The following is a 13396-nucleotide window of genomic DNA, read 5'->3' as shown; positions in this document are numbered from 1 at the left end:
CCCGGAAAGTAATTGCGTTCTTTGGCAATTTTCTTCCCGTCGCGCATCTGGTAATATTTTTCAGTAGGTATCAATACCTGCGGAACTAAGTGAGCTATACCTAACCGTGCTATTTCCGCATCAACATATTGTTTTACCTTCTTTTCTTTACCACTGATGGCACGCACAACATACCATTTTAGTTGATCACTCATCTATATAATAATTAGGCTAGTGAAGTATAAAACTTATTAAGAACAAAACCAATAATCTGGTCCATTCCAAATATTACCAAAGCAATAATAATTGCGGCAACCAACACTAATACAGCGCTGTTTTGTAATTCGCGCCAAGTTGGCCATGTTACCTTTTGGGTCAACTCAATGTATGATTCCTTTATATATTCAGTTACGCTTGCCATCTTTAATTATTACTTGTGCACGGGAACAAGGATTCGAACCCTGATCAAAGGTTTTGGAGACCTCTATTCTACCGTTGAACTATTCCCGTGTATATATCCCAAAAAAGGGAAATTATATTGTTTTGCTTATTGTGAATAAAGTACCGAGACAAATGTCCCGGTACTTTACACAAAAATTAACCGTTTGCTACCCATTTAAGGGTAAGAAATTATTTTAAAATTTCAGTTACCTGACCAGCACCTACTGTTCTGCCACCTTCACGGATAGCGAAACGTAAGCCTTTTTCCATAGCAATAGCGTTGATCAACTTAACAGTGATTGTAACGTTATCACCTGGCATAACCATTTCTACACCTTCTGCCAATGAAATTTCACCGGTTACGTCAGTTGTACGGAAATAGAATTGCGGACGGTATTTGTTGAAGAATGGAGTGTGACGGCCACCTTCTGCTTTTGACAATACGTAAACTTCTGCTTTAAAGTCAGTGTGTGGAGTTACTGAACCTGGTTTGCAAATAACCATACCCCTGCGGATATCAGTTTTTTCAATACCACGTAACAATAAACCTACGTTATCACCAGCTTCACCCCTGTCAAGGATCTTGCGGAACATTTCCACACCTGTAACAGTTGATTTTAAGTTTTCAGCACCCATACCAAGGATGTCTACTTGCTCACCTGAGTTAATAACACCACGCTCGATACGACCAGTTGCAACAGTACCACGACCAGTGATCGAGAATACATCTTCAACAGGCATCAAGAAAGGAAGCTCAGTTAAACGTGGAGGGATAGGGATCTGTGTATCTACAGCATCCATAAGCTCCATAATTTTATCTACCCATTTAGGCTCGCCGTTAAGGCCACCTAATGCAGAACCTTGAATTACAGCGATATCATCACCTGGGTAATCGTAGAATGATAATAATTCACGGATTTCCATTTCAACAAGTTCTAACAATTCTGGATCATCAACCATGTCAACTTTGTTCATAAACACAACTAATGAAGGCACACCAACCTGGCGGGCTAACAAGATGTGCTCACGGGTTTGAGGCATTGGACCATCAGTAGCGGCAACAACAATAATTGCACCGTCCATTTGAGCCGCACCTGTAACCATGTTTTTCACATAATCCGCGTGACCTGGACAGTCAACGTGTGCATAGTGACGGTTTTGTGTTGAATACTCAACGTGCGCTGTATTGATTGTAATACCACGCTCTTTTTCTTCAGGAGCTGAGTCAATCGAATCGAATGAACGAGCTTCTGAAAAACCTTTGTCAGCTAATACTTTAGTGATAGCTGCGGTAAGGGTTGTTTTACCGTGGTCAACGTGACCGATTGTACCGATGTTTAAGTGCGGTTTGCTACGGTCAAATTTTTCTTTTGCCATGATTTATATTTGTTTGTAGGTTAATTTATTATTAATTATAATTTGTATTAAAAATTATGAGCCAACAATGGGATTTGAACCCATGACCTCTTCCTTACCAAGGAAGTGCTCTACCCCTGAGCTACGTCGGCTTATTTAGTTTGCAGTTGGTAGTTATCAGTTTGCAGTTAACTGCTTACCGCGAACCGCACACTGCCCACTTTTTAAAAGAGCGGAAGACGAGGTTCGAACTCGCGACCTATAGCTTGGAAGGCTATCGCTCTACCAACTGAGCTACTTCCGCTTATTCAGCTTGCGGTTAGCAGTTTTCAGTTAGCAGTTATGCCTGGCCGATATTGCGTTTCCGAAAACCTTTTAATCGAGTTAGCAGCTTATCGTTTTCAGAAAGCTTACTGCTAACTGCCAACTATAAACTGCCAACTAAAAAAAGTGGGGGGAGAAGGATTCGAACCTTCGTAGCCGAAGCAGCGGATTTACAGTCCGCCCCATTTGACCGCTCTGGTATCCCCCCATTGTTGATTTCGGATTTATGATGTTCAAAGTTGAAGCTAAACATCACTCTTCCGAAATAAACAGAGCCTCCTATCGGGATCGAACCAATGACCTACTGATTACAAGTCAGTCGCTCTACCAGCTGAGCTAAGGAGGCTTAAATTGTTACCATAATCTTGTTACCTTTACAGGTCTTTCTAGCTTTTGGTTGCAAAATAATATTGCGCTATTTTTTTTCTTTTTAAAGAACCACCCTTTTAATAAACCAGAGATGATTAAACCCTCTCTGAAAGGGATTGCAAATCTACAAAAATTTAAACCCGTACAAAATATTTTTGCAAAAAAAATCGGCAGGCTTTAAACCTGCCGATCCGGGCTTCATTTTTGCCCTCGTATATGCTTAAAAATCATCTGTTTCCGCAATTAGCGCCGCTTTTTTCACGGCTTCGGCAGCAATAGATTTTTTTGTTTTGTGTTTTTCTATCTGTTTACGAAGGCTCTCTACCACCAAATCTGTAGCCTCTTCAAACGTTTTACACTTTTCTTTTGCAAAAATTTGGTTCCCAGGCAGCATAAGCTTTATCTCCGATATCTTATTTGCTTCATCCTCTACGTTCTCCAGTTTTAAATATACTTCACCGCTTATTATGTGATCAAAAAACGTTTCCAGCTTGTCTACTTTCTTTTGGATAAAATCCAACAATTTCTGGTCTGCACTAAAGTGAATAGATTGCACTGTAATTTTCATTTTTCCTCCTTTTTATGCCTTTGGATGGGCTTGTTTATAAATAGATTTAAGTCGTTCTACTGAATTGTGCGTGTAAATTTGAGTAGCGCTAAGGTTAGCGTGGCCCAGCAATTCTTTGATTGCGTTTAAATCGGCACCCTTATTTAGTAAGCTGGTTGCAAACGTGTGCCTTAACACGTGGGGGCTTTTTTTATCTTGGGTTGATATGTGTGAAAGATATTTCTGCACTATTAAATATATAAGCTTCGGATACACACTTGCTCCTTTATGTGTAACGAGAAACGTTACGGAATTGTTATGAAAATTTTCACTTTTCTTTGCCTCGATGTACCGCTTTAGCAGTTGAACAAGCTCGCTATTAAGGGGTATTATCCTCTGTTTGTTGCGTTTACCTAAAACTTTAATGGTATTCTCATATAAATTAATATCTTCCTCTTTTATGCCAATAATTTCGGCAAGGCGCATGCCAGTGCCAAACAGCATCTCAATAACCAGTTTATCGCGCAAGCCGTGAAAGTCATTTGTAAAAATAGGCTCTTCGCCGGCATCCATCCTGCCGTCAAGCATACCGGTTAGCTTATCGCTATCAACTACAGTGGGCAGGTTCTTTGGCACCTTAGGCGCGTTTATACGCGATGTTGGATTGATAGTTATCTCGCCCTCTTGTAATAAAAACTTGAAATATTTGCGAAGTGTGGCAATTTTACGGTTAACCGAGCGTGCAAGCAGCTTGTTATCCATTAGCTGAACCATCCAGTTGCGGATGTGCTGATGGCTGATTTCTGATGGGTGCGAAACCGATGGTGTTGTATTGGGTGGGTTTAAAAAGAGCAGAAATTGCTCCATGTCCGATTGATAAGCGGATACCGTATGGGGTGAGTATCTTTTCTCGAACCTGATGTACTGTATGAACTTATCTAAAAACATAAAAACTATTTGAACACCCAATAAATTGAATGTACAAATAGCTTTTTATAGTGACAAGAAATATGTAAAATTCTTTTTAACAAGAATTAAACAGTAGTTTCTAAATTCATATTTTGCTTGTAGATAGCATGTTTAATTTCATGCCTGCGGGTAATTGATTTCTTTTCAAAAGCCTGGCGACTGCGCAGTTCTCTTAAAACACCCGTTTTTTCAAATTTCTTTTTAAAGCGTTTTAATGCTTTGTCTAATGATTCGCCGTCTTTTACGTTAATGATGATCATAATTCCAAATACCTCCTTTCAGGGACGTCAAAGGTAGGAAAATAGTTTTAATTCTGAAATACAATATTTTATAATTTTTCATGCTGATTCCCGCGCTGTAAGGCCGTTATATAATTTGCTCAAAAAAACCTTTAATATTGGCCGCAAGTAGTTGTGGTTGCTCCATGGCCGCGAAGTGGCCACCCATTGGCATCTCTGTCCATTGTATGATATTGAATGACTTTTCTACAAACGAGCGTGGAGGTGTGGGCAATTCATTAGGGAAACGTGTAAATGCTACCGGAGTGTTAATGCGGTCGTCCCTGCCAAATTTAAGCGGGGCTTTCCTGCTTTCCTTATAAAGCCTTATGGATGACGGCAGGCTTTGGGTAAACCAGTATAAAGATACATTGGCAAGCAGTTCGTCGTAACTGATAACACTTTCCGGATTACCGTCGCTATCCGTCCAACTTTGGAATTTTTCTATGATCCATCCGCATAAACCAGCCGGCGAATCATTAAGACCATAGGCGAGTGTTTGTGGTTTGGTACTTTGTATACTGCCATAAGCCCCTTCTTCAGCATACCATTCGGCTATCTGCTGTTTATAGATAGTTTCTTCCGCGGTCAAATTATCACCTGGCTTCATATAAGGCTGGTATGAACCGGGTATAAAATTCAGGTGCAGGCCAATTACATTATCAGGATGTTTCAGGCTAAGCCAACTGCTTATCCCGGCGCCAATATCGCCGCCTTGTGCGCCATACTTTGTGTAGCCTAAGCCTAACATCAATTTATGCCACAGATCAGCTATAACTGCACTATTGCATCCGGGCGAAGTAGGTTTTGATGAAAAGCCAAAACCTATAACCGAGGGTATCACCAGGTCAAATGTGAACCCCGTTCCTTCGGTTAAGTAAGGTATCATCTTCATCATTTCCAGGAAAGAACCTGGCCAACCATGTGTGATTATTAACGGCACCGACTTGCTGCCTTTACCTTTTACATGTATAAAATGTATTTGATATCCATCAACCCCTGCAATAAAATTATCATAGGAGTTTATATCATTTTCGGTTTTACGCCACGAGTAATCATTTGTCCAGTAAGTGCACAAATTTTTAAGATAACTTAAGTTGGTACCATAAGTCCATCCTGCCCCGTCTATCTCATCGGGCCAGCGGGTGTTTAGCAGCCTGTTGTTAAGATCGGTTATTTGTTGCCCGGGAATGGCAACTTTAAATGGACTTATCTCCATTGCTTTATTGCTTAAGTGCCTGCGGGGCCCTTTTTTCGGGCGGCAGGGCCATAAACTTCTTATAGCTATCATTAACATAGGCCACTATTGATTCGGCATTGTTGCTGCGCAGAAATTCATAGCTTGGCCTAAACATGGTCATGAAGTTTTCCAGATCGTTTCCACGAAGTGGTATCAGGCTGGTTACATAAGCCGGGCTAAATGCTGCATCAATACTACGTTCTTCGGCTTCGCGCTGAAAATAGCGTTTTAACCTGCGGGCTTTTTTCCCTTCGCCGCTAAACCAGGTTGATGGCGAAAATACATACACCTTACTTTTCTCGTAAACCTCCGGGTACTCTTCTCTCGGGTTAAACGCTGTACGGGTTGCCGTAATGTTTACTGCCCTTAAAGATATCATTGATGTGCTCATCATTATCTTTTTGGGAGTAAGATCAACCAGGTAAAGGGTATCTGAATTGTACCCCGGCGAATTAAATATAAGCGTTTGGCCTACTGCTGCTCTTATGGAAAAGTTTCCATTTTTATCGGTAATACTTACCTGCCTGTTATTTATATCTTTTATAAAAACATCCGGCAACCTTGTATTGGTACCATTCTCGTAAACGGTACCTTTAAATACGCTTTGCGCATTAGCTAATGAGGTTATAAATAATAGTGTAACGGCGGCGAAAAGTATTTTTTTCATGGCTGATGTATTAGCTAATAGCTTAAACTTGTTTAGGCTGGTAAAGGTTTCAATTTTAACATTTCAAACCAATAAAAAACCCGGTTAAACCGGGTTTTTTATTAATTATTACTTTTTCCAAACATTGTTGTCCGGGTTGTAATCAGGTAACACCTTATCAGGGTCATAAGTTACCGATTCAATTTCTTCTGTTGATGGGTATTTTACAACAAAGCTGGTATTGCGTTCCCATATTTCGACAGGTAGTTTAAGGCGTTCAACCTTACCGCTAACTGTTTTAATTTCTAATATAGCAGGCATAGCCAGTTTATCAAGGTTATCAAGGGTTATTAAAGCGCCTTTGCTTGCATCACCGTTTACATATTTAACCTCGCGCACACCAACATCCAGGCGCCAGTTGTTTACAAACCAGCCTCTCCAGAACCATTGCAGGCTCTCGCCGCTTGCATTCTCCATCGTCCTGAAAAAGTCATCAGGAGTTGGGTGTTTAAATGCCCAGCGGGCAACATATGTCCTAAATGCAAAGTCGAAACGCTCGGGGCCTAAGATCTGCTCGCGCAATAAGGTTAAACCTGTACCTGGTTTAAAGTACAGCAATAAGCCGGTATTCGCTTCTTTAAGGTTATCTGGCTGGCTTAATACAGTTTCCAGCTCGGGGCGGGTAAGGTAAGCACCCACTTTTTGCATATCCTGTTTTTTACCTGCATACTCGCCTTTGTTAAAATCGGCAGTAGATAAAGTATTAATGAAAGTATTAAAACCTTCGTCCATCCAGCCGTATAAGCGCTCGTTCGATCCAACTATCATCGGGAACCAGGTATGGCCAAACTCATGATCGTTAACACCCCATAGCGAGCCTTTTTTAGCCCTCCAGCTGCAAAATACAATACCCGGATATTCCATACCACCTACAACACCCGCAACAGCGGTAGCGGCAGGATAAGGGTACTCGAACCATTTTTGTGAGTTATACTCTATAGATTTTTTTACATACTCGGTAGAGCGGCCCCATGCATCGTTGCCATCACTTTCAACCGGGTAAGCAGATATTGCTGTTGATTTTTTTCCGCTTGGCAGATCCATTTTAGCGGCATCAACAATAAACGCGGCTGATGAACCCCATGAAACGTCGCGGGCGTTCTTTATTTTAAAGCGCCAGGTAAGTTCTTTTTTACCTGCCGGGCGAGATGCCGCATCAGTAACTTCACTTGCTGAACGGATAACTACAGTTTGCTCGCTTTTTTCAGCTAATGCCCAACGTTTTAATTGCTCTGATGTATAAACATCCTGTGGGTTTTGTAACTCGCCCGATGCTACTACAATATGGTTTGCCGGGGCAGTAATGCTCAGTTCAAAATCACCATACTCCAGGTAAAACTCGCCCGGGCCGGTGTATGGCAAAGCATTCCAGCCCATAATATCATCATACACATACATGCGCGGGTACCATTGCGCAACGGTGAATATTTTACCGTTTTTTGTGTTTTGGATACCTGTACGGTCAGATCCATACTCAGGCACTACAAAAGAATACTCGATATTCAGTTTTACCTGGCCGCCATTAGGGTTTACGGCTGTAGGCAAGAACACCTGCATACGGGTATCGTTTATTAAAAACTTAACCGGGGTATCGCCAATTTTTACCGATTTAATATTATAACCAGCATTAGGATTTGCTGCACGCCCACCGGTACCATTACGGCTGCCGCTTGGAGGTATGATAGCACTACCGCGAGAATCTGATTTAAATAAGTTTTGGTCTAATTGCATCCACAGGAAATCTAATTTCTGCGGGCTGTTGTTTGTATAATTTAGAACTTCGGAACCTGTAACCTCATTGGTTTGATCGTTAAGGGTTGCCGATAACTGGTAATCGGCACGGTTTTGCCAATATTTTGGCCCCTGTTGCCCATCTGCAGCGCGAAATTCCGAACCATTTTTGGTGTAAAAGAAGGGCGCAAAAGCGTCGTGATAGTTATAAGCGCTAACCGGTGGCTGCTGCTGCTGTGCTTGTACAATGCCACTAACGGTCATAATAGCCAGCGTACAACCGGCAATCAGTCTCAATTTCATAATTTTTATAATGATTTAGTAAAAACAAAACACAATAATACAAATTATTGAATAACCTGCTTACATAATTACGTAGTTGTAATGAGGAAGTTACCTTTTTGTTAATAACCAAACCAAATCCGGGCCTATTGACTTTCGAACTCTGCTGTGTAAATAGATACCAGTTTGCCGGCGGTAAAATTTAGTGTAACATAAACATACCTTTTAGCAGATATTGTTGAAACAAAGTACCATTGCGGCGAAGCGCTCATTTGCGGGTCATACGGTTTGTTGTTATCCTTAAAAAATATAGATAGGCGTTCGAGTTTTTTTGCTGATGACGGGTTCTTCTTAATATTTACCAGCTTTTGATAAATACCATCAACCGGGTCGCCTATGGCGATGGTGTTATTTTGGGCGAAATTAACCGGCCAGTGCGTAAGCTTGGTACCGTTGTTAAGGAAAATGGCTTTCACTTTATTATTTTCGAAACTTAGCTGCACGCCGGTTGATGTACCACTCTCCTCATCCATAAAAATGCCGGTGTATAAAGGCAACCTGGTTTTAAGGCTATCAATGCTGGTGTATACATTGTTAACAATGCTTAAACCCCCTATTTTTTCGGCAACCTGTACTTGCTGAAGTTTAGCGTATAGATCCGCACTTGTTTGCCCAATGGTTAGTCCAAAAAGCTGCCCGCTGGTAAGTGTATCACTGGAGATTAGTTTTTGATAGGGTGGCTCAACTATTATTCTGTTGTCGGTATCTGCTTTCTTACATGCAGTAAACAGCACTGCAGCTAACAAAAAAATGTATATTTTTTTCATAAGGTGGTTTTATTTAGTTACGCTCCCCATGGCAAAAGTGCTACAACAATTATTAACTAAGTTTTATGCTTTTGAAAGGCAACGTACTTAACTACAGCAACTCTTTGCTGTACACCGCCTCGTCAAACCCGAAGAATAGGAAATCTTCTTTTTCAATAACCGGGCGTTTGATCATGCTGGTTTTTTGCTGCAGTAAATGCAGGGCATCATTTTTGGTTTTAATGCTTTCTTTAACTGCGGGGTCAAGCTGTTTCCAGGTAAGGCCCTGCTTGTTCATAAACTTTTCGTAACCTGCTTTTTCATCCCATTCATTCAATTTTTCGGTACTTACGCCCAGTTTTTTAAAATCGTGGAATTCGTAGGGTACGTTATTGGCTTTAAACCAATCGAGCGCTTTTTTTACTGTATTGCAATTAGTGATGCCGTAAACTTTCATGTTATAATCTGATTTATTCTCGCCCACCGCCGCTGGTATCATCGTTGTTAATACCCCGCTGATTTTTTTTGATGGAGCTGTTAAGTTTGCCAAATTTATAACTTATGTTAATACCAAATGACCGGTAGTAATTAAAATTGTAGGAATAGGTTTGAAAATCGGGTGTCCGGGTGTAAAAATCAAGCTTGTTAAACTTCTTGAAAGGGCTTTGCGCGTTTACTGACACCGATAACTTTTTATCCAAAAATTCTTTAGATACGTTTGCGCCGTAGCCAAAATACCAGTTATCGGTACCCTGCAGCAGCACGTAACGGCTATCGTAACCAATATTAAGCCCAATGCGGTAACCATTGTCAAACTTATAACTGCTGTTGGTAAACATGTGGCCCTGCTGCCCGCTATTAGTAAAAAACTGCCCGTTATAAGTGCCTTTAAGCCAAATGCGTAATAATTCGGCATTAACGTTCACATTTAGTTTTTTTGTTATTGGGTAGTTAAGGTTTATATCGAGCCCCAGGGTTTTATTTTTGCCCACATTGGCATAGGTGGTAGTAGTTACATCATCCTTAACCGATGCAAGGCTTTGGATGGTGTTATTAGCGAATGAATAACTACCGCTTATATTGATAGATCCTTTTGCAAAATTGCCATAGCTTAACTCAAAGTTGTTATTTATAGCCGGGCGAAGCTCCGGGTTGCCCTGCGTTATATAATTAGGGTTCGATCTATCCACAAATGGGTTTAGCTGGAATATACCGGGCCTTTGTATGCGCTGCGTAAACCCAAAGGTAAGGCTGCTGTTTTTTAAACTGCGTTGTAAGGATATGGATGGTACCAGGTTATTAAACTGCTGATTTAAAGTACTGCCTTTTGAAAACACAGCATCGTTGGTAGTGCGTTCAAACCTTGCCCCTGCTTTAACCGTCCACTTGGTAAATTTTAATTGATACGAGTTATACACACTATATATATCCTGTTTATAGGTAAAATTATTCACCTGAGCAGTATCGGTAAAATATTGATCACCAACCAGCGCATCACTATGAAAATTACTGAAGTTGTTGCGGGCAATAAGCTTTCCCCCTGCTTCTATGGTAACTACTTTAAAAGGCTGTATATAATCCAGCTGCGTGGTATGTTCTTTTGAACCGGAACTATTGTACTGGCGATAACTTGGAGCGTTAGTACCTATAATATCGTTAAACTGGTTATTTGTAAAATCACTGTATTTGTAAGATGCGGTTAGTAACTGGTCTTTATTGTTTTTAAAACCCAGCTGATAGTTTATCCCTACATCATACCTATTCCAATCTCTTGCACCATTGTTTAAGATATTAGAGTTGGTAACCACCCCGTCACTATCCCGCTGCATGGTATACTGATTATTGCCCGAGTTATTATTCCCATTATAAATATTGAATGTACCGGTAAGCAGGTTCAGGCTATCCGCCTCGAAACTTAGTTCGGCACTGCCATATTTATTAATGCCTTTATTAAACTGGGTACCGTTTTGTATTAAGGTAGACCGGGTGCCAAAAAAATCTGTCTGGTTAAAAAATTCCGCGTCGCGCCTTGGCCTTTGCCCATAACCACCGTAACCGTTAAAACCAAACTTACCTTGCTTAACAGTGGCGTTAAGATTTGTACGATAGCCAAAAACACTGTTATAGTTTGCATTTATAGATCCGTTATACCCTTGGTCGGCTTTTTTAACGGTGATAATATTAATGATACCGGCTAATCCTTCGGCATCGTACTTAGCCGGCGGCGTTGTTATCACTTCTATCTTTACAATATTACTGCCCGGCATAGCCTTTAAAATATCCGAAGGATTGCTCGACATTAAAGCCGATTCTTTTCCATTCAATAAGATTTTATAATTACCGCTCCCACGCAGTTTGATATTATCTGTACCATCAACCGAAAGCAAAGGCACCTTCCTGATCATATCCAGCGCGGTTAGCTGTTTGCTTTCCGGATCGGCCTGCACATCATAGCTTATCCGGTCAACCTCTTGTTTCATTAGGGGCCTGGCAGCAGTAACAGACACCTCTTTAAGCTGATTACTAGAAGGCGACAACAGCATTTTGCCGGTATTAACATCAGCCGTCGCCGTTATATTAATAGCCTTTGTTTTGTAGCCTACGTAAATGAATGATAGCTTATAAGCTTTGGGGGCGAGTTTAGTGACCTCGAAGCTGCCGTCATCTTTAGTAAGGGTACTTTTTACGGGAAGGTTGGTAACAGCATCTGTTATGGCAACTGTTGCATAACCCAACGGCTTATTTATGGCAGAATCAATTAATATACCTTTAACAGATGTTGTTTGAGGGGCATTTTGCGCGAATATAAATACAGAGATATAGCAGCAAAATGTAGTTAGTAGAATTTTTTTCATGCAATAGTGTATAGGTCATAAGACACGCAAAGCTACCTTAACGTTGCAGAAAGAATGGGGGTTTTAACACCCTTTAACTAAATAGTTAAGTAACAAAATGGTTACTTGTTAAATTTGGTCATGGTGAGTTCGGTACCAATAGTGGCGAAGCTTTTTATCATTTCAATTGAACGATCTATCAGTGCAGGCAGTTCGGGCTTTTCATCCTCGTCGAAACCACTTAATACGTAATCAACCTGGCGGCCTTTGGGGAAGTCGTCGCCAACACCAAATCTTAAACGGGCATATTCGTTGTTACCTAAAGTTGCTTCGATATGCTTAAGTCCGTTATGCCCCGCGGCGCTGCCCTTCGGCTTTAAACGCAGGGTGCCCAATGGCAGGGCAATATCATCTACTATTACCAGCACATTTTCAATAGGAACTTTCAATTCGCGCATCCAGTGGTTTAGCGCTTTACCGCTAAGGTTCATGTAGGTGGTTGGTTTTATTAAGCACAGGGTGCGGCTTTTGTGGGTTACCTCGGTATAATAAGCCAGGCGCATGCTGTAAAACTTTGCGCCTTCCTGCTTAGCCATTTCATCCAGTACCATAAAACCTATGTTATGCCTTGTATCGGCATATTCCGGCCCAATATTTCCTAAACCAACAATTAAATATTTCATATTCCTGGAGCAAAGATAAAAGACAGAAAGACAAAAGACGAAGCGATTATGGACAAGGGTCAAGAAATAGTGTTGGCAAAAGACGCTAATATCTTTTGTCCTTTGTCTTTCCGTCTTTTATCAAAAAAAAACAGCGATGGGAAATCCCATCGCTGTTTTTTTTACAATCTCGAAGAGATTACTTTTTACCAGCTTCTTGTTCAGCCTGGCGTAATGCACGTGAAGTAGTTACAGATACAATTGTATCTTCCTGTGCATTGGTAATAGTAAGGTTAGGCAATTTAATCTCATTAACTTTTACTGATTTACCAACCTCAAGCGCTTCTATGCTTACTTCGATGTTATCCAGGTGATCTTTAGGCAATGCCTTAACACGCAGTTTCCTTAGTTTTTGAACTAATTTACCACCCACTTTAACACCTGGTGAAGTTCCTGTTAATTTTACAGGGATCTCGATAGTAACAGGTTTCTTTTCATCTAACAATAAAAAGTCGATGTGGATAAGTTGTTCCGTTAACGGGTGGAACTGCATATCTTTAATAATAGCTTTTGATTTAACACCAGCTACTTCAATTTCGATGAAATGAACAACCGGAGTATAAACTACGGCTCTCAAATCAGCTGCGGACACTGCAAAGTGGGTTTGGGTTGCACCACCGTAAAGTACTGCAGGCACTAAGCCTTGGTAACGCAGTTCTTTAGCGTCTCTTTTCCCTACGTTCTCTCTTGGAGAACCGCTAATAGCAATTGATTTCATTATTTATTTATTATTCAAAGCCACACCAACATGGTATGGATATTTTTAAGCCTCACCCCAACCCCTCTCCAAAGGAGAGGGGCTTAGATAAGCC

At 40.9% G+C, this 13396-nt stretch carries 14 protein-coding genes and 5 tRNA genes; all 19 read right to left on the bottom strand.

The features are described from left to right. A partial coding sequence (locus tag JWQ85_RS08815) for a transcription termination/antitermination NusG family protein (protein ID WP_299467024.1) occupies positions 1 to 194 on the bottom strand: 194 nt, incomplete at its 3' end. Positions 195 to 205: 11 nt separating this feature from the next. Then, positions 206 to 400, bottom strand: coding sequence for a preprotein translocase subunit SecE (gene secE, locus JWQ85_RS08810; protein WP_299467022.1), 195 nt, complete (start codon positions 398 to 400; stop codon positions 206 to 208). 18 nt (positions 401 to 418) lie between these two features. Then, a tRNA-Trp gene (locus JWQ85_RS08805) sits at positions 419 to 489 on the bottom strand. 120 nt (positions 490 to 609) lie between these two features. Further along, positions 610 to 1797 (bottom strand): elongation factor Tu, encoded by a 1188-nt coding sequence (gene tuf, locus JWQ85_RS08800; protein WP_299467020.1) that lies wholly within the window; start codon positions 1795 to 1797, stop codon positions 610 to 612. A 59-nt stretch (positions 1798 to 1856) separates the two neighbouring features. After that, positions 1857 to 1928, bottom strand: a tRNA-Thr gene (locus JWQ85_RS08795). Positions 1929 to 2007: 79 nt separating this feature from the next. Then, positions 2008 to 2080, bottom strand: a tRNA-Gly gene (locus JWQ85_RS08790). A 147-nt stretch (positions 2081 to 2227) separates the two neighbouring features. After that, positions 2228 to 2308: transfer RNA gene (locus JWQ85_RS08785), tRNA-Tyr, on the bottom strand. Between the two features lie 65 nt (positions 2309 to 2373). Beyond that, a tRNA-Thr gene (locus JWQ85_RS08780) sits at positions 2374 to 2446 on the bottom strand. Between the two features lie 243 nt (positions 2447 to 2689). Further along, the gene (gene raiA, locus JWQ85_RS08775) at positions 2690 to 3037 is read right to left on the bottom strand and encodes a ribosome-associated translation inhibitor RaiA (RefSeq protein WP_256541144.1); all 348 of its coding nucleotides are present in this window, start codon (positions 3035 to 3037) and stop codon (positions 2690 to 2692) included. A 12-nt stretch (positions 3038 to 3049) separates the two neighbouring features. Further along, complete coding sequence (locus JWQ85_RS08770; RefSeq protein WP_299467016.1) at positions 3050 to 3964, bottom strand: tyrosine-type recombinase/integrase; 915 nt, start codon at positions 3962 to 3964, stop codon at positions 3050 to 3052. A gap of 86 nt (positions 3965 to 4050) precedes the next feature. Further along, entirely contained in the window at positions 4051 to 4245 is a 195-nt protein-coding gene (rpsU, locus tag JWQ85_RS08765; RefSeq protein ID WP_067059690.1) for a 30S ribosomal protein S21, read from the bottom strand. A gap of 106 nt (positions 4246 to 4351) precedes the next feature. After that, entirely contained in the window at positions 4352 to 5482 is a 1131-nt protein-coding gene (locus JWQ85_RS08760; protein ID WP_299467013.1) for an epoxide hydrolase family protein, read from the bottom strand. Positions 5483 to 5486: 4 nt separating this feature from the next. After that, positions 5487 to 6170, bottom strand: coding sequence for a hypothetical protein (locus JWQ85_RS08755; RefSeq protein ID WP_299467011.1), 684 nt, complete (start codon positions 6168 to 6170; stop codon positions 5487 to 5489). 108 nt (positions 6171 to 6278) lie between these two features. After that, entirely contained in the window at positions 6279 to 8243 is a 1965-nt protein-coding gene (locus JWQ85_RS08750; protein ID WP_299467009.1) for a M1 family metallopeptidase, read from the bottom strand. Between the two features lie 125 nt (positions 8244 to 8368). Next, the gene (locus tag JWQ85_RS08745; protein ID WP_299467007.1) at positions 8369 to 9049 is read right to left on the bottom strand and encodes a hypothetical protein; all 681 of its coding nucleotides are present in this window, start codon (positions 9047 to 9049) and stop codon (positions 8369 to 8371) included. 91 nt (positions 9050 to 9140) lie between these two features. Then, positions 9141 to 9527 (bottom strand): Spx/MgsR family RNA polymerase-binding regulatory protein, encoded by a 387-nt coding sequence (locus tag JWQ85_RS08740; protein WP_299467005.1) that lies wholly within the window; start codon positions 9525 to 9527, stop codon positions 9141 to 9143. Then, positions 9499 to 11883 (bottom strand): TonB-dependent receptor, encoded by a 2385-nt coding sequence (locus JWQ85_RS08735; RefSeq protein ID WP_299467003.1) that lies wholly within the window; start codon positions 11881 to 11883, stop codon positions 9499 to 9501. The genes JWQ85_RS08740 and JWQ85_RS08735 overlap by 29 nt, the downstream gene beginning before the upstream one ends. 101 nt (positions 11884 to 11984) lie before the next feature. Beyond that, positions 11985 to 12545 carry an aminoacyl-tRNA hydrolase gene (pth, locus tag JWQ85_RS08730; protein ID WP_299467001.1) on the bottom strand — a complete coding sequence of 187 codons (561 nt, stop codon included), beginning with the start codon at positions 12543 to 12545 and terminating at the stop codon, positions 11985 to 11987. Positions 12546 to 12723: 178 nt separating this feature from the next. Next, positions 12724 to 13302, bottom strand: a complete 579-nt coding sequence (locus tag JWQ85_RS08725; protein ID WP_299466998.1) for a 50S ribosomal protein L25/general stress protein Ctc — start codon at positions 13300 to 13302, stop codon at positions 12724 to 12726. Positions 13303 to 13396: the final 94 nt, after the last annotated feature.

The organism is Mucilaginibacter sp. (assembly GCF_028288105.1).
Classification (GTDB): Bacteria; Bacteroidota; Bacteroidia; order Sphingobacteriales; family Sphingobacteriaceae; genus Mucilaginibacter.
The sequence above is the reverse complement of the archived record's forward strand: the minus strand, read 5'-3'. Positions and strand labels throughout refer to the sequence as shown.

What these genes read in the sequence shown, in the direction of transcription:
- secE (WP_299467022.1), bottom strand. Translation starts at nt 400, where the DNA reads ATGGCAAGCGTAACTGAATATATAAAGGAATCATACATTGAGTTGACC.
- tuf (WP_299467020.1), bottom strand. Translation starts at nt 1,797, where the DNA reads ATGGCAAAAGAAAAATTTGACCGTAGCAAACCGCACTTAAACATCGGT.
- raiA (WP_256541144.1), bottom strand. Translation starts at nt 3,037, where the DNA reads ATGAAAATTACAGTGCAATCTATTCACTTTAGTGCAGACCAGAAATTG.
- JWQ85_RS08770 (WP_299467016.1), bottom strand. Translation starts at nt 3,964, where the DNA reads ATGTTTTTAGATAAGTTCATACAGTACATCAGGTTCGAGAAAAGATAC.
- rpsU (WP_067059690.1), bottom strand. Translation starts at nt 4,245, where the DNA reads ATGATCATCATTAACGTAAAAGACGGCGAATCATTAGACAAAGCATTA.
- JWQ85_RS08760 (WP_299467013.1), bottom strand. Translation starts at nt 5,482, where the DNA reads ATGGAGATAAGTCCATTTAAAGTTGCCATTCCCGGGCAACAAATAACC.
- JWQ85_RS08755 (WP_299467011.1), bottom strand. Translation starts at nt 6,170, where the DNA reads ATGAAAAAAATACTTTTCGCCGCCGTTACACTATTATTTATAACCTCA.
- JWQ85_RS08750 (WP_299467009.1), bottom strand. Translation starts at nt 8,243, where the DNA reads ATGAAATTGAGACTGATTGCCGGTTGTACGCTGGCTATTATGACCGTT.
- JWQ85_RS08745 (WP_299467007.1), bottom strand. Translation starts at nt 9,049, where the DNA reads ATGAAAAAAATATACATTTTTTTGTTAGCTGCAGTGCTGTTTACTGCA.
- JWQ85_RS08740 (WP_299467005.1), bottom strand. Translation starts at nt 9,527, where the DNA reads ATGATACCAGCGGCGGTGGGCGAGAATAAATCAGATTATAACATGAAA.
- JWQ85_RS08735 (WP_299467003.1), bottom strand. Translation starts at nt 11,883, where the DNA reads ATGAAAAAAATTCTACTAACTACATTTTGCTGCTATATCTCTGTATTT.
- pth (WP_299467001.1), bottom strand. Translation starts at nt 12,545, where the DNA reads ATGAAATATTTAATTGTTGGTTTAGGAAATATTGGGCCGGAATATGCC.
- JWQ85_RS08725 (WP_299466998.1), bottom strand. Translation starts at nt 13,302, where the DNA reads ATGAAATCAATTGCTATTAGCGGTTCTCCAAGAGAGAACGTAGGGAAA.